The sequence below is a fragment of the Muricauda sp. MAR_2010_75 genome, assembly GCF_000745185.1.
Taxonomy (GTDB): domain Bacteria; phylum Bacteroidota; class Bacteroidia; order Flavobacteriales; family Flavobacteriaceae; genus Flagellimonas.
The window spans coordinates 1,476,065-1,492,251 of the sequence record NZ_JQNJ01000001.1 but is presented as its reverse complement, the minus strand read 5'-3'; the positions used below and the strand labels follow the sequence as shown (position 1 = coordinate 1,492,251).

18 protein-coding genes are annotated in these 16,187 nt (G+C 42.7%); 4 read left to right on the top strand and 14 right to left on the bottom strand.

Annotation, left to right across the window (positions count from 1 at the left end; genetic code table 11):
• Window positions 1-17 precede the first annotated feature (17 nt).
• Together FG28_RS06660 and trpS are read left to right on the top strand one after the other, a co-directional pair.
• Entirely contained in the window at window positions 18-260 is a 243-nt protein-coding gene (locus FG28_RS06660) for a GlsB/YeaQ/YmgE family stress response membrane protein (RefSeq protein ID WP_036381073.1), read from the top strand.
• An 84-nt stretch (window positions 261-344) separates the two neighbouring features.
• Complete coding sequence (gene trpS, locus FG28_RS06655; protein WP_036381071.1) at window positions 345-1,313, top strand: tryptophan--tRNA ligase; 969 nt, start codon at window positions 345-347, stop codon at window positions 1,311-1,313.
• Window positions 1,314-1,352: 39 nt separating this feature from the next.
• On the opposite strand, the gene dprA is transcribed toward trpS, so the two are convergent.
• Window positions 1,353-2,459 carry a DNA-processing protein DprA gene (dprA, locus tag FG28_RS06650; RefSeq protein ID WP_036381069.1) on the bottom strand — a complete coding sequence of 369 codons (1,107 nt, stop codon included), beginning with the start codon at window positions 2,457-2,459 and terminating at the stop codon, window positions 1,353-1,355.
• Between the two features lie 105 nt (window positions 2,460-2,564).
• Between dprA and FG28_RS06645 the strand changes: the two genes are divergently transcribed.
• A complete protein-coding gene (locus tag FG28_RS06645; RefSeq protein ID WP_036381067.1) occupies window positions 2,565-3,509 on the top strand; it encodes an SPOR domain-containing protein in 945 nt (314 codons plus the stop codon).
• A 58-nt stretch (window positions 3,510-3,567) separates the two neighbouring features.
• Entirely contained in the window at window positions 3,568-4,080 is a 513-nt protein-coding gene (locus FG28_RS06640) for an acyl-CoA thioesterase (RefSeq protein WP_036381065.1), read from the top strand.
• A 3-nt stretch (window positions 4,081-4,083) separates the two neighbouring features.
• On the opposite strand, the gene FG28_RS06635 is transcribed toward FG28_RS06640, so the two are convergent.
• The 13 genes from FG28_RS06635 to atpB form a co-directional block, all read right to left on the bottom strand.
• A complete protein-coding gene (locus FG28_RS06635; protein WP_036381063.1) occupies window positions 4,084-4,920 on the bottom strand; it encodes an aldo/keto reductase in 837 nt (278 codons plus the stop codon).
• Between the two features lie 3 nt (window positions 4,921-4,923).
• Window positions 4,924-6,153: a murein hydrolase activator EnvC gene (locus FG28_RS06630; RefSeq protein WP_036381060.1), complete on the bottom strand. Its 1,230-nt coding sequence runs from the start codon at window positions 6,151-6,153 to the stop codon at window positions 4,924-4,926.
• Window position 6,154: 1 nt separating this feature from the next.
• Window positions 6,155-6,946 carry a DUF4292 domain-containing protein gene (locus tag FG28_RS06625; RefSeq protein WP_036381058.1) on the bottom strand — a complete coding sequence of 264 codons (792 nt, stop codon included), beginning with the start codon at window positions 6,944-6,946 and terminating at the stop codon, window positions 6,155-6,157.
• Window positions 6,943-7,818: a lipopolysaccharide assembly protein LapB gene (locus FG28_RS06620; protein WP_156102219.1), complete on the bottom strand. Its 876-nt coding sequence runs from the start codon at window positions 7,816-7,818 to the stop codon at window positions 6,943-6,945. The genes FG28_RS06625 and FG28_RS06620 overlap by 4 nt, the downstream gene beginning before the upstream one ends.
• A 77-nt stretch (window positions 7,819-7,895) precedes the next feature.
• Window positions 7,896-8,912 (bottom strand): sugar phosphate nucleotidyltransferase, encoded by a 1,017-nt coding sequence (locus FG28_RS06615; protein ID WP_036381053.1) that lies wholly within the window; start codon window positions 8,910-8,912, stop codon window positions 7,896-7,898.
• Between the two features lie 36 nt (window positions 8,913-8,948).
• Window positions 8,949-9,383: a dUTP diphosphatase gene (gene dut / locus FG28_RS06610; RefSeq protein WP_036381050.1), complete on the bottom strand. Its 435-nt coding sequence runs from the start codon at window positions 9,381-9,383 to the stop codon at window positions 8,949-8,951.
• Window positions 9,373-10,842, bottom strand: a complete 1,470-nt coding sequence (locus FG28_RS06605) for a lipopolysaccharide biosynthesis protein (protein WP_036381047.1) — start codon at window positions 10,840-10,842, stop codon at window positions 9,373-9,375. The genes dut and FG28_RS06605 overlap by 11 nt, the downstream gene beginning before the upstream one ends.
• A gap of 137 nt (window positions 10,843-10,979) precedes the next feature.
• Entirely contained in the window at window positions 10,980-11,840 is an 861-nt protein-coding gene (gene atpG / locus FG28_RS06600) for an ATP synthase F1 subunit gamma (protein WP_036381045.1), read from the bottom strand.
• 83 nt (window positions 11,841-11,923) lie between these two features.
• Window positions 11,924-13,504 carry a F0F1 ATP synthase subunit alpha gene (gene atpA / locus FG28_RS06595; RefSeq protein WP_036381043.1) on the bottom strand — a complete coding sequence of 527 codons (1,581 nt, stop codon included), beginning with the start codon at window positions 13,502-13,504 and terminating at the stop codon, window positions 11,924-11,926.
• A 2-nt stretch (window positions 13,505-13,506) separates the two neighbouring features.
• On the bottom strand, window positions 13,507-14,046 hold the full coding sequence (atpH, locus tag FG28_RS06590) for an ATP synthase F1 subunit delta (RefSeq protein WP_036381040.1): 540 nt from the start codon (window positions 14,044-14,046) through the stop codon (window positions 13,507-13,509).
• An 85-nt stretch (window positions 14,047-14,131) separates the two neighbouring features.
• Entirely contained in the window at window positions 14,132-14,632 is a 501-nt protein-coding gene (locus FG28_RS06585) for a F0F1 ATP synthase subunit B (protein ID WP_036381039.1), read from the bottom strand.
• Between the two features lie 87 nt (window positions 14,633-14,719).
• Window positions 14,720-14,911: an ATP synthase F0 subunit C gene (gene atpE, locus FG28_RS06580; RefSeq protein WP_036381035.1), complete on the bottom strand. Its 192-nt coding sequence runs from the start codon at window positions 14,909-14,911 to the stop codon at window positions 14,720-14,722.
• A gap of 88 nt (window positions 14,912-14,999) precedes the next feature.
• Complete coding sequence (gene atpB, locus FG28_RS06575) at window positions 15,000-16,136, bottom strand: F0F1 ATP synthase subunit A (protein ID WP_036381034.1); 1,137 nt, start codon at window positions 16,134-16,136, stop codon at window positions 15,000-15,002.
• Window positions 16,137-16,187: the final 51 nt, after the last annotated feature.

Sequence of the window (16,187 nt, the reverse complement as noted above, 5' to 3'; positions counted from 1 at the left end):
CATTTAAAACTTAGAATATGGGTATTTTGTATGCGTTATTGATTGGCGCTCTTGCTGGATGGCTTGCGGGCAAAATTATGAAAGGGGGCGGTTTTGGCCTTCTTTTGAATATTATTTTAGGAATTGTTGGGGGCGTTGTGGGCAATTGGCTCTTTGGTGCGCTTGGCATCCATATTGGATCAGGGGTTATTGGCCACCTCATTACTGGGGTCATTGGTGCCGTGGTAATTCTTTTTATTGCTGGCCTCTTTAAAAAATGAGTTTGATAAAAATCCAATTATAAGCGGCCAAGGCCGCTTTTTTTATATGCCCGGGATGCGTACTTTTACGGGCAAAAATAAAGCATGGCCCGAATTCTGACCGGAATCCAAAGTACAGGAACACCCCACTTGGGAAATATTTTGGGAGCAATTAAACCTGCCATTGAAATGGCGCAAGACCCCAAAAACGATTCGTTTCTTTTTATTGCGGATATGCATTCGCTCACACAGATTAAAGATGGGGAGTTATTGCGAAACAATACGTACGCCATTGCTTCCGCATGGCTGGCCTTTGGATTGGATATCGACAAAACTGTTTTTTACCGCCAGAGCGATGTTCCACAAACCGCTGAGCTGGCTTGGTACCTCAGTTGCTTTTTCCCTTACCAACGTTTGACCTTGGCCCACTCTTTTAAGGACAAGGCAGACCGGTTGGAAGATGTCAATGCCGGATTGTTCACCTACCCCATGCTCATGGCCGCAGATATTTTGCTGTACGATGCGGATATTGTTCCCGTAGGGAAAGATCAGTTGCAACACTTGGAAATGACCCGCGATGTGGCCGCCCGTTTCCATAATCAAATGGGGGAAACCTTTGTAATGCCCGAGGCCAAAGTGCATGAACAGACCATGTATGTTCCCGGAACCGATGGTGAGAAAATGAGCAAGAGCCGGGGTAACCTCATCAACTTGTTCCAACCCGATAAAAAATTGCGCAAACAGATTATGGGCATTGTTACGGACAGTACACCCATGGAGGAACCCAAAGACCCAAGCACCGACAATGTGTTTGCCTTATATAAATTACTGGCTTCCCAAGAGCAGATTGAAGAAATGAGCGCCAACTACTTGGCTGGGAATTACGGATACGGCCACGCCAAACAGGCGTTGTACGAGCTTATTTTGGAAAAATACGAGGAGCCCCGCGAAAAATTTGATTATTACATGAACCACCTCAACGAAGTGGATGAGGCCCTTGCCGTTGGTGCTGAAAAAGCCAAAAAAGTGGCCAATGGTGTTTTGGAACGTGTGCGGGAGAAGTTGGGGTATTAATTGCTCATTGTTTATTGTTCATTGTTCATTGTTCATTGTTTAAATCGCTTCAAATAGTTTGCCGGGCAATGGACGGATCACACCCTTCATTTCCATGCCCAACAATGTGGAAGAGGTTTTAAAAATGGGCAAATTACACGCCAAAGCCACGGTGTCCAGTAGTTGTTTTCCGTTCAATTGCAGGTAGGAGTAGATTGACTGTTCTGTTTCATCCAACTCGATGAACAGCTGCTTTTGCACCGAAGATTCCTCCTTTTTTTCCTCCAAATCCCATCCCAAAAGATACACCAGCTCTGCTGCCGAGGTCAATAGATGGGCTTTTTGCCGTTTTATCAGGTCATTACACCCCTTGCTGAACTTATCCGAGTATCTCCCCGGTACGGCAAACACTTCTCTATTATACCCATTGGCTAAATCTGCGGTGACCAAGCTGCCTCCTTTTTCTGCAGATTCCACTACCAAGGTTGCCTCACTCATTCCAGCTATAATCCGATTGCGTTTTAGGAAGTTCTCCCGATCAGGGTTGCTGGAACTCCAAAACTCGGAGATGAAACCTCCCTTTTGTTCCATCTTGGGAATGAATTTTTTGTGAGTCTTTGGATAGATTTGATTCAAGCCATGGGCCAAGCAGGCAATGGTTTGTAATCCATGATCCATAGCCGCTTTTTGAATTGCGATATCCACCCCATAGGCAAATCCACTTACAATAATGGGGTCCAGTGGGGCAATCTCCTCAATAAAGGCTTCGCAAAAGGAAGAACCATAGTTGGTAATGTTCCGGGTACCCACCACACTGATGATTCTTTTTTGGTTCAAATTGATGTTTCCTCGCTGAAACAATAAAATTGGGGCATCCTTACAATGCTTCAGGAAGGCCGGATAGTCGTCATTCATAAAATAGGACAGGGCGATGTCTTCTTTGCATATAAATTGATATTCCGCTTCGGCCTCATCCAAATAGGCCGTATCAAAAAGACCATTCAAAGTGAATGTCCCAATCCCTTCAATTTTTAGCAGGTGTTGCTTTTTTTCCTCAAAAACAGCAATTGGACTGCCACAATGCGCAATTAATTTTTTGGCAGTAACATCGCCAATATTTGGGATGGCCTGCAAGCGCAGCGCCGCAATAATTTCAGGTTCAGTCATTTGATTTGGGCGTCAAAGTTGTCCACAAAATACAGATTTTCAAATGTTAATAAAAAGTTATCCTGCTTATTTTGTGCTCTTGCTTTTTTTATAATATTTGTGGCTATGCGGATTGACTCCTACATCGAAAAACTCCTGTTTGAATACAACTGTGTCGTGGTCCCCGGTTTTGGGGCTTTTTTGGCGCATGGAAAATCCGCTGAAATCAATACGGCCACCAACACCCTGATTCCTCCATCCAAGTTAATTTCCTTCAATGCCCAATTGTCCAAAAATGATGGGCTATTGGTATCGCATATTGCAAAGGAAAAAAAGTTGGGATATGAGGAACTGCTTCAAGAAGTGGAAAATGTTGCTGAGGAATGGAACAAAAAATTGCATCAAGGCGAGAACTTGGAACTTTTTGGAGTTGGGAGGCTTTGGCTCAATCGTGAACAACGCATTCAATTTGAGCCCGAGAACAGAATCAATTATTTGACTTCGTCATTTGGACTATCCTCATTTTCGGCAACGCCCATTCAACGTGAAGTATTGAAGGAAGAGGTTGAGGAATTGGAAGAAAAGATTCCGTTCATCATCACTCCGGAAAAACGCGAGGAGACTTCGTTTAGACCATGGTTAAAATATGCTGCCATTTTCCTTTTGGCCATTTCTTTGGGTGTAACTTCATACCGAACTTACGGTGATCTTCAACAAAAAGAGGTGGCCGCACAACAAGATGCCCAACAAGAGGTGTCCCGATTGATTCAGGAAGCCACTTTCTTTGAAAGTGCCCCTTTGGAGCTTCCGGCCATCAACATCAATGTCAGTAAAAAACAATTGGGCAAACACCATGTTATTGCGGGTGCTTACCGAATGGAAGAAAATGCTGAAAAACGGGTGAATCAACTCAAGGAAAAAGGGTATAGTGCTTTTTATTTGGGCGTCAACAAATACGGACTTCACCAAGTGGCCTATGATAGTTTTGAGGACCCCAAAGATGCATTGGTTTTCTTGAGAAAGGTAAAAGCCACAGAATCACGCGATGCGTGGTTGCTTTCCGAGAAATAAGCCTTCTTTTCTTTAAAACGATTCCCTACTTCAATATCTTTGCGCAAAATCACATGGTATGCGCGCTAAAACTCCCAATGAATCACGCACGGTAATGACCGATTTGGTATTGCCCAGCGAGACCAACCCCTTGAACAATCTTTTTGGAGGGGAACTCTTGGCCCGAATGGACCGGGCTGCCAGTATTTCGGCCCGTAGACATAGCCGAAGGATTACGGTAACCGCTTCAGTGAACCATGTGGCCTTTAATCGCGCTGTACCACTGGGAAGTGTGGTGACCGTGGAAGCGGCTGTTTCACGCGCGTTTAAAACCTCCATGGAAATTTTTATTGATGTTTGGATCGAGGATCGTTTTACTGGAGAGCGAACCAAGGCCAATGAGGCCATTTACACCTTTGTGGCGGTAGATGATACCGGAAAACCCACCGAAGTCCCTCCTTTGGAGCCTGAGACCGATTTGGAAAAGGAACGTTATGCCGCTGCATTACGGCGCAAGCAATTGAGTTTGGTACTTGCCGGGAAAATGAGGCCTTCCGATGCCACGGAGCTTAAGGCATTATTTACTTCATAAATTTTAAAAATCGAAATTGTTGGGGTCGGGGCCAAATCGTTTGCCACGATCCAAGCTGTCCAATAGTTTCACATCTTCCACACTGAGTTCAAAATCGAAAAGGTCGGCGTTGGCAATAATGCGGTTTTTATTGGACGATTTTGGAATAGTGACCACTCCTTTTTGAAGGTCCCATCGCAAAACAATTTGTGCAATGGTCTTGTTATACTTGGCCGCTAAATCCTTCATGATGTCCAAGTCGAAAATATTGCCCTGCATGAGCGGGGACCAGGCTTCGTATTGAATCCCTTTTTCTGTACAAAAATCAATAAGGTCTTGTTGCACCAAGTACGGATGGAATTCCATCTGGTTCACCATTGGCACAATTTCGGCCAAGGTCAATAAGTCTTCCAAATGATGCTGTAAAAAGTTGCTGACGCCAATGGCGCGAATCCTTTTTTCTTTATACAATTTCTCTAATGCCTTCCAGGTTTCTTTAGAAAACTCTTCCTTGGGCCAATGTATCAGGTACAGGTCGAGATAATCGGTGCCTAAACGCTTAAGGCTTTCATCAAAAGCCTTTAACGTATTCTCATAGCCTTGTTCCGAATTCCAAACCTTGGACACCAAAAAAACATCCTCTCGGTCCACATCGCTTTCTTTGATGCCGGTACCTACACCGTTTTCATTATGGTAAAATGAGGCGGTATCAATGTGCCGATATCCATGGTTCAGGGCATCCTTTACCGCGTTGATGACCTCACGTCCATCTTCAGATAAATAAACCCCTAACCCCAAATAGGGCATCTGGACCCCGTTGTGCAATTCAAACGTTCCTTGTAGGTTGGTAATTTTCTTCATGTGTTACAATTGATATATCCAATCCTCCGGATTGAGTCGATTGGAATCTTGATACAAATAAAATTTCAATTTTGTGCTGCCATCAGACCGATTGGTATAAATATCGCCCAACACCTCCTTTGCGGCCACTTTATCCCCCTTCTTTACATATAAGGTAGATAGATTATAGTAGGTGCTGATATAATTTCCGTGTTTTACGGTTACGCCCTTGCTTCCTCCGGGAACGGAGATTATGGCTATGACCTCTCCCTCAAAAATAGCCCTGGCTTTACTGCCCTTGTCGGTGGTAATGGTAACACCGTTATTTTGATGTTTGATGCCCGGATAAAGCTTGTCGGCATATATGCCATAGCCTTGACTTTTTATGCCCTTTTCCACTGGCCAAATAAGTCTTCCTTTATTGGCTGAAAAGTTATCCGCCACCAATTTGGCCTCCGGGGTCAAGGCAAACCTTGCGCTACTGGCATTGCTATTCCCAGAACTTTTGTTGGAACTGGCTATGGCGCTTCGTATCAAGCGCTCGATCTCTCTTTCAATCCTGCGGGCCTCCTTTTGTTTTTCGGCTATGGCGGCGGTATATTTTGCTTCGTTCTGCCGAATACTTCTCAAAAGGTCCCGTTGTGATTCCACTTCCTTTGAAAGTTCTTCCTTGGCCTTGGTGTTTTCAGCCACAAGTTGGTCTTTTTGTTTACGCTGCTCAACCAAATCCTTATTTAATTGAGCAAGCTCTTCGGTTTTTTTGATGATGCCCTCTCCCTGTTTCTTTCTATGTTTGGCATATTGTTGCATGTATTGCAACCGCTTAAACGCTTGGAAGAAATTTTCAGCAGACAACAAGAACATCAGCCTATTGCTCTGGGATTTATTCTGATAGGTTTTTTGAATAAGGTTGGCATAATCCTCTTTCAAAATTTTTAGGTCTTCCCGAAGTTTGCTGATGTTTCTGATATTGACATTGATTTGTCGGTTCAGCAGATTGGATTGTTGATTGGTGACGCGAATCAGCTCTTGACGGACATTGATTTTATTGTCCAGCGCCTCCATTTGATCCAAAATGGTACCTTTTTCCTTGCGTTCGGCAAAGAGCAGTCTATTTATTTCCTTGATTTCTTCCTGTAACCGTTCCCGTTTTGCCTCAAGTGCCTTTTGTTCGCTGGTCTGAGCGTATCCAGAAAATGAAATAAAAAATGTAAAAATCAGATAGTAAAGACAATATGGGATTTTATTTCTCATATTACTTTAATGTAATTTTGTCAAACCCCTTAGGTACTCTGTAGGGAAAACTCATGGATTTGTTCAATTCCAAGTTGCGAAAACTGAGGTCAATGGTTGTTAGCTCTCCTTTGTCCTCTGCCAAAATCTTAATTTCATTTGGAAGTACGTTCCCAGAAATATTCTGATAAGTATATTTTGCTTGAAGTTGTCGCAGACTATCGGGTTGTGAAATTTGTTGGGCGGCAATCTTAAAATTTTTGGGTTCCACTTGAAATAGAATTTTGAACAAATCCCTGGCCTTTTTGGGTTTTAGTTGGTAGTTGCCTTCGGCCACCGATGAGGTGAACCTTTCCTTTCTTAGATCAAGAACTGCATTCCCTAAGAGTAAGTTTTGAACCTTTTCAAAATCGAGATCGGTTCCCAAAACATGGCTCAAATAACTAAAGTCGCCATCAAAATATTCATTTTGAAGCTTGTTATAAAACGATACTTTGTTTGGTGTGATATGCGCCTTTACCATTCCCAACGGAGCACTCATCCAAATCACCTTGTCTTTTTCCATCCGAAAACTGACATTTACCCCTTGGCTTTCATCCCCGTTCGCATAGTCAATCTTAATGCGGCCACTCAAGGTTTTGAAATTGGGTTGGTTGGTATAGTGATTGTCAATAATGTTTTTGGCAGACATACGGGAATCCACTTCTCCGCCAGTAACCGTTTTTGTGCTCTTACATGCACCAAGTATGAGCACTGACATAATCATCAATGCCCACAACCGATACTTTCCTAAACGTCTCAACACAATCTTCATAATCCCGGTTTAATCTTGTTCAAATATTCATTTGCCTTGGATGTATTTCCAATACTTGTGTATGCTTTGGCCAATTCATTGTATATTTTGTTGGCCAATTGATCATCGTCCAAAAGGTAATCCAACCCGCTTTCCAAAACCTCAATGGCCTTGTTTGCGTTTGAGGTATTGTTCAGCGCTGCTCCATAGGCATAATAAAAATAGGGTTGCAGTGGATAGGAATCCAATGCCTCTTTAGAAACAGTCAATGCTTGCCCAAAGTCCTGTCCAGACAAAAGTTGTTCTATCTGTGAGCGATATTGGGACGTAGGGTCATCTGTTTCTTTTGGCCTGTTTGCAGTTGCTATTACTTTTTCTTCCTTTTTAACTTGAAGGGAATCATTGATTTTTGAGGTCAACTCTTCTGTGAACTTGGAGCTGCCCAACCCTTCCAAGACCTTAAGGGCATCTGCGTATTTTCTCATTCTAAAATAGCCCAAGGCGAGGTTTTGTTGCAACTTCTGATTGGAAAATGGGATATCCTGCTTAACCGATGCCAACGGGCTTCCTTCTTTTTCCAGTACATGGAGTAGGTTGTCTAAATACCAAAAATCGGTTGGTTCTGCGTTGAGGGCCTTAACGGCATATTCTTGGGCTAATATATGTTGTTGATCCAATGAATAGGCTTTGGCCAATTCATAATCCACTACACTGTTGGATGGGTCCAATTGCTTGCACTTCAACAATAAATCAATGGCCCGATCATAGTTTTGAATGCCTTTTTGCTTTAGGGCCTCAAAAAAGTTTTCTTGAAATTCATCGGTATATTCTTCAAGATACACCTCTGCGCTTTCTTGATCTTCTTGGGCAAAGAAAGTTCTCCATGTCAGCACGGACACAGTCAAACATAGCCAAAGAAGAAATTTTCCTTTCATACCATCTCAAACATCATACATCAAAAAACAGTCCATTATTCCAAAACGGAATAATCCCCAATGCTAATAGTTTCAAAATTACCATTAAAAACAACATGATTGCCAATCATGGCATTATCCAAATTGGCATTGTAAATTTTGCTGTTACTCTGAATTAGACTGTTTTTAATGGTTGAATTCTCTAAAACTGTATTTGCCCCCACCGAAACATAGGGCCCAACAGTTGTGTTTTTGATGACCACATTATCCCCAATAAAACAAGGCTCAATAATATTGGCATTCTCTTGTTTCACAGAAGAAGAAATCAAATTTTCGCCATCTTTTTCCAAAAAATTCAGCATTCTTTGGTTGGTCTCTACCGTTACAGTCTTATTTCCACAGTCCATCCATTCATCCACTTTGCCAGGAACAAATTTCATGCCCTTTTCCATCATGCGCTTTATGCCATCATTAATCTGATATTCCCCTCCATGGGTGATCTCATTGTCCAAGACATGTTGCAGTTCATTTTTAAGAATGCCAACATCTTTAAAATAGTAGATGCCTATCACGGCCAAATCTGAAACAAATTCCTTTGGTTTTTCCACGAGTTCCACAATCTGGTTCTGTTCGCTTAATTTTACCACACCGTACGCTTCCGGATTATCTACTTGCTTCACCCAAATAACACTATCTGCGCTCTTGTCCAAATCAAAATCAGCTCGAATCAATGTGTCGGCATAAGCAATTACCGCCGGTCCGCTCAAAGACTCTTTGGCGCTCATAATGGCATGTCCTGTCCCCAAAGGTTGGTCTTGCCTGTATATAGAGCCCTTTGCTCCAAGTTCCTCTGCCAATTGCATTAAACTTTCCACAACATCATCTCCAAAAAAAGCTGGGTCACCTAGAATAAAGGCGACTTCCTCTATGGGTTCTCCCAAAACTTTGGCAATGTCACTTACCAATCTGTGAACAATGGGCTTACCAGCAACCGGGATCAATGGTTTTGGAACGGTTAGGGTGTGTGGTCGTAATCGGGAGCCTCTTCCCGCCATGGGGACGATTATTTTCATGTGTTCTTTTTAGTATAACGTAGTAAGTGTTTGTTTTTATTGTGTTCCGGTACTGCCAAATCCTCCGGCGCCCCTATCGGTTTCTGAAAGGGATTCCACTTCCTCCCATTCGGCCCGCTCGTGTTTGGCTATGACCATTTGGGCAATGCGCTCACCGTTTTCAACAGTAAATTCCTCGGATGAAAGGTTCACTAGAATCACACCTACCTCTCCGCGATAGTCTGCATCAATGGTGCCAGGTGCATTGAGGACCGAGATTCCCTTTTTTGCGGCAAGACCACTACGTGGTCTAATCTGCGCCTCATACCCCACTGGAAGCTCCATATAGATTCCCGTGGGAACAATGGCCCTTTCCAAGGGTTTTAATACAATGGGTGAATCAATATTCGCCCTAAGGTCCATGCCTGCAGAGGCCAATGTCTCGTAATGGGGCAGTTTATGCCTAGACTTGTTGATGATTTTAATCTTCACGCTTTAAAAATATGCTTCTTAAATTAGCTCCTTCCATTCTGTAAACCAATCCCAAAAATAACAAAAGAAGTAGGCTGCCCGCTATTAAATTTCTATTAAAAACGTAGAAGGATAGTGCTGAAAAGAGAATTGAAACGGAAAGGTAAAAGGTTATCTTCCGCATATTGTAGGGTACCGGGTAATATCTTCTTCCGAAGAAATAGGACAAGAGCATCATACTACCATAAGCGGCCAATGTGGCCAGGGCGGAAGCCATATACCCAATCTTGGGAATTAGCCCAACATTGATAACAAGGGTAATCAGCGCCCCAATGGATGAAATATAGGCCCCAAATTTGGTTTGATCGGTTACTTTGTACCAAACAGACAGGTTATGATAAATGCCAAGGCAAAAACTTCCTAAAAGAATAATAGGGACAACCTCAAGTGCTTCCCAATAAATAGGGTTCCGAATTAAAAGTTTGCCCAAAAGATCGATGTAGGCCACAACGACCAAAAGGATAATGCTGCCCAAAATCACAAAATAATTGGTAATCTGTGCATAGGTTTTTTGTGGTTTTTCAGTTTTGGCATGACTAAAGAAGAAGGGTTCAACACCCATCCGAAAGGCTGTTCCAAATAACGTCATGAACAGTGCCAATTTGTAGCAGGCCCCATACTTTCCTACTTCTGCCTCAGCAGTGTCCGGTGGTAATATCTCAGTCAGTAAAATCTTATCCAACACTTCATTTACGGTAAATGCTATTCCAGCAACCATTACAGGTCCAGCGTATTTCATCATCTGTTTCCAAAGAATGGAGTCGAACAGATAGGGAACCTTAAAATAGCTGGGGAGCAAAATCAACAGGGTAATGCCGCTGGCGATAACATTTGAAATCAACACATAATGAATTTCCCAGTTTTCCTTATACATGGCATGAAAGAATCCGGACTGGTTTTCTAGGACCATTTTGGGCAAAACAAGCAGGAAAAAGATATTGAAGGCCAAATTTATGGCTACATTGATGGTTTTTAGCACCGCATATTTCATGGGTTTTTCCTGTGCCCTCAACAAGGCAAAGGGAACAATGACCAAGGCATCCAAAACCAAGATAAACGTGGTGAACTTGATGTAATCCACATTGATATTGGTCACTTGGGACAACCATTGTTTTACGGACAATGCAATGATCAAAAACAAAAGGGACGAGGCCAAAAGGGAAATCAACGAAGTGGATATTATCTTTTTTTTGTCCTCGGATTTATGATAGAACCTAAAAAAAGCAGTTTCCATACCATAGGCCAAAAAAACATTGAAGATGGCGATCCATGCATAAATGTTGGTATACTGTCCATAACCTGCCGCGTTTTCAAAAACTGAGGTATACAGCGGTAGCAGAAAAAAGGAAATGACCCTCGGCAACACCGTGGCCAGTCCATAAATAAAAGTCTGTTTAAAAAGCCTTTTTAGTGGATTCAATAGGTGTGTTCTCTTTAATAACCTTTACTAAGTGACCACAAGTTACATAAAACGCTTTAGTCCAAATACAATAAAAGATTGGAAGACAAAAAAAGCCGCTTAATAAGCGGCTTTATATATTTGATATTTTAGTAACTCTAGTTGTTCAATGCCTCGGCACCACCAACAATCTCAAGAATTTCATTAGTGATGGCTGCTTGACGGGCTTTGTTGTACGTCAATTTTAATTCATCCCTGAGTTCAGCCGCGTTGTCCGTTGCTTTGTGCATGGCGGTCATACGGGCACCGTGCTCGCTGGCAAATGAATCCCGGATAGCTTTGAACAATTGGGTCTTCAATGATTTCGGAATCAATTGCTCTACAATCTCTGCCTTTGAAGGCTCAAAAATGTAATCGGAAACACTGGAACCATTTTCCTCAGAAATGGCAATGGGCAAGAACTGCTCGGTCATCACAATTTGAGTGGCAGCGTTTTTGAACTTGTTGTATACCAAATCGATTCGGTCATACTTACCTTCGGTGAATTGGTCCATCAAAAACTGGCCAATCTCGGCTACATTGTCAAAGGTTAAATCATCAAAAACACTGCTATGATTGGCTATGATGGTATGCTTTTTACGAAGGATATCGTTGGCTTTCTTTCCAATGGTCACAAAATCCACCTGCTTTCCAGCGTAGGTTTGAGCTACCAAAGTTCGGCTCTGTTTAATGATGTTGGAATTAAATGCTCCACACAAACCTCGATTGGAGGTTATGGCCACAACCAATACTTTATTTGCGGGTCTATTGTCCGTAAATGCACTACCGGCATCCCCATCCAAACTAGCACTTAGTCCTTGCAACAACTCAGTAAGTTTGTCAGAATAAGGGCGCATGGCCGTGATGGCATCTTGGGCCTTCTTCAACTTGGCAGCAGAAACCATTTTCATGGCACTGGTAATCTGCATCGTTGAAGAGATGGATGTAATCCTATTCCGTATTTCCTTTAGGTTCGCCATATTTTTCTAGTATCTAGATATTAGTATTGAGGTTTGAGCGATTTGCTACAGTCATCTCAATACTTTGTACTGAATACTCAATACTAACTTCTATATTTCCCTGACAGATCTTTACAAACAGCGGTCAATGTATCGGTAACCTCATCGGTCAATTTTCCAGCCTTTAAGCTATCCAATACGTCTCTGTGTTTTGCGTTCAAGAACTCCAAGTAATCTCTTTCAAACTCTTTTACCTTATCCACAGGAACATCACGCAACAAGTTCTTGGAACCTGCAAAGATGATGGCCACCTGGTCTTCAACGGTGAACGGATCGTTCTGACCTTGTTTCAAGATTTCCACGTTTCTACGTCCTTTTTCAATGACATTCAAGGTAGCGGCATCCAAATCGGAACCGAACTTGGCAAAAGCTTCCAATTCACGGAACTGGGCTTGGTCCAATTTCAAGGTACCGGCCACTTTCTTCATAGATTTTATCTGCGCGGAACCACCCACACGGGATACGGAGATACCCACGTTAATCGCAGGACGAACCCCTTGGTTGAACAAATCTTGCTCCAAGAATATCTGACCATCGGTAATGGAAATTACGTTGGTTGGGATATACGCTGATACGTCACCTGCTTGAGTTTCAATAATAGGCAATGCTGTCAATGAACCTCCCCCTTTTACCATTGGTTTCAACACCTCTGGAAGGTCGTTCATGTTTTTTGCAATCTCATCATCCCCAATCACTTTTGCAGCACGCTCCAACAATCTTGAGTGCAGGTAGAAAACGTCACCAGGGTAAGCTTCACGTCCTGGAGGTCTACGCAACAACAAGGATACTTCACGATAGGCAACCGCTTGTTTTGACAAATCATCATAGATGATCAAAGCAGGACGACCTGTATCCCTGAAGTACTCCCCAATCGCTGCACCAGCAAAAGGCGCATATACCTGCATAGGAGCAGGGTCAGATGCGTTGGCCGCCACGATAGTGGTGTACGCCAAAGCTCCCCTGTCTTCCAACGTCTTGGCAATGGCAGCAACCGTAGATGCTTTCTGACCAACGGCTACGTAAATACAGTAAACGGGTTCACCCGCATCGTAAAATTCTTTCTGGTTCAAGATGGTATCGATACAAACGGTGGTTTTACCTGTTTGTTTATCACCAATAACCAACTCCCGTTGTCCACGACCTACTGGAATCATGGCGTCTATCGCCTTGATACCGGTCTGCAAAGGTTCGTTTACAGGTTGTCTAAAAATTACACCAGGAGCTTTGCGCTCCAAGGGCATTTCATAGGTTTCGCCAGCGATAGGTCCTTTGCCATCGATAGGGTTACCCAAGGTATCCACCACACGGCCAACAATTCCTTCACCCACTTTAATGGATGCGATACGTTGTGTTCTTTTTACGGTAGCTCCTTCCACAATTTCCTTGGTTGGACCCAACAAAACCACACCTACGTTATCTTCCTCAAGGTTAAGAACGATACCTTCCATGCCACCATCAAACTCCACAAGCTCCCCGTACTGGGCATTGGAAAGTCCGTAAACACGGGCAATACCATCCCCCACTTGCAATACGGTACCTACTTCATCCAAAGAAGCGGTAGCCTCAAAACCTGATAACTGTTTTTTCAAAATTGCTGATACCTCAGCGGCTTTTACTCCTGCCATTTTTATAGACTATTTGTAAATTCTCTTTTTAAACTGTTCAATTTGTTTGCGATGCTGGCATCATACTGTAAATCGCCAACGCGCAATACAAATCCACCAATAATGCTTTCGTCAATCTTGTTCTCTATAGTAACCTTGTTTCCGGTGATTTTGTTCACTTCGGCCAATATTTTCTTTTCCAAATCAGCGGTCAAAGGGACAGCTGTGGTTACGAAGGCCACATCTTCACCTTTTAATTTTTCATGAAGAATGATGTATTTAAAGGCCACTTCCTGCAATATGGCTATACGCTTGTTGCTTACCAATGTAGCGATAAGTCCCTTTGTGATCTCGGAGGAGTCCTTGAAAATTTCAAGCAATGCATTTTTCTTTACCACATTATTTACAATGGGACTCTCCAAAAGTTTTTCCAACTCGCTACTTTCAGAAATTGTCACTGAAATATCCCGCATATCTTTTTCCACGGCTTCCGCCGCTTTCTTTTCGATAGCGAAATCCAAGGTTGCTTTTGCGTAGCGTATGGCTGCCCTGTTTTGGTTCATATTCTTTAGGTTATTGGGTTAATGGTGAAAGGCTAATGTTGAAACTATGCTACAACCACGCCTTAGCAAACCAATACCTTTTGTTTTAGTTCAATTTGATGTCGCCCAACATATCATCCACCAACTTCTGTTGTTTCTTCTTGTCGGACAATTCTTCTTTGATGACTTTTTCCGCGATTTCCAAAGAAAGGTTGGCCACTTGTGCCTTTATCTCCGAAACGGCAGCTTTCTTTTCACTTTCGATGGTGGCTTGGGCCTGCTTGATCATTTTATTACCTTCAACTTTGGCCTGCTCCTTGGCTTCGGAAACAATACTTTCTTTGATTTCACGGGCTTCCTTCAACAACGCATCGCGCTCCGCTCTGGCCTCTTTCAACAATTTTTCGCTATCGGCAGTAACATTCTGCATTTCCTTTTTGGCAGCATCGGCGGCATCCAAAGCATTTTTAATGCCTTCTTCCCGATCATTAACCGCCTTAAGGATAGGTTTCCATGCAAATTTGTACAACAGGAACAACAACAATCCGAACAACACGGTTTGCCAAAAAAACAGTCCCAACGAAAACTCTTCCAATAACTTTTCCATATCTATGCTTTATTCTTGTACTTTTTAAACTATTAATGAAGCAAAAGTTGCAACCAACCGTTACAACTTTTGCTCTGGGTTTTTTGATTACACTGCAAAAAGAGCAGCAAAACCAATACCTTCAATCAACGCTGCTGCAATCAACATCGCTGTTTGGATTTTTCCGTAAGCTTCAGGCTGACGAGCGATGGCTTCCATTGCGGAACCACCAATTTTACCGATACCGATACCTGCACCGATTACAACCAAACCTGCACCTACCATTACTGGAACTTCCATATCTATCTAGTTTAAAAATTAAAAATTCAACTTACTTGATTCCTGCTTCCCTTCGACTACGCTCAGGGAACAGCGGGAACGACATATCCTATAGATGCACCAACTCTGGGTCATCTTCATGACCTTCTGCATGATGGTCCTCGGAGGCAAATCCGAAGTACAACGCACTCAACATGGTGAAAATATAGGCTTGTAGCAAGGCTACCAATACTTCTATCAATGAAATGGCAAAGGCCAGTCCAAAGGACAATGGGCTTCCGATCCAACTTTTAAAAATGAACATCAACCCGATCAAGCTCATCAATACAATGTGGCCTGCCTGCATGTTTGCGTACAAACGGATGAGCAGTGAGAATGGCTTGATGAACAATCCCAAAATCTCAATAGGAACAAGAATAATATACAAAGGTATCTTGGCGTACCAAGGCATGGAGTCGCCAAGTGGATTGAACTGGTGCATCCAGTAATCCTTTGTTCCAGTGAAGTTGGTCAATAAAAAGGTCATCAAGGCCAATGCAAAGGTAATGGCGATGTTTCCTGTAACGTTAATCCCTAGTGGGGTTAGGCCGAACATGTTCAAGAACCATATAAAGAAGAAGATGGTCAACAGGTACGGCATGTATTTTTTGTATTTCTTTTCACCGATATTGGGTCTGGCAATATCGTCCCTAACATATAATATAATAGGTTCAAAAAAGCGACCCGCCCCAGTTGGAATACCGTTGTTCTTGGCATAGGATTTGGCCAAACTGGTGAACAACCACAACATCAGCAAACCTGTAACAATAATCATTACCACATTTTTGGTGATGGAAAAGTCCAACGGTTTTACGTTGGTAGGATGGTGCTCTTCATCATAATTGATGGTGCCCTCGGCATCGGTTTTGTAAATTTTTCCGTGGTACAGCTTGTAATAGTTGCCGTCCACTTCGGCCACGGTTTCCCCGTGATGGAATTTTGAGGAGGAGAAAACCTTTAATCCGTCATCTATTAAAATTACGGGCAAAGGAAAACCAACATATTTGTGCTCACCGTTTTCCGCTGTGTAGGAGAATAAGGAAAAGTCGTGAGAATCCTTAAGGTGATGGGAAATGTACTCCTTAATTTCAGTCTTTAGGTCCTTGCCGTGTTCTTCAGTTTCGTGTTCCTGTTCTTTGGCAAAACTGAACTGGGCCAACAATAGTGTTCCGACAAGAATTAATCTCGTAAAAAAAGTCTTTCGCATTTCGCTCAAAATATCGGTCTCTCAAAATCGGTGCAAATGTAAGCCATTCTT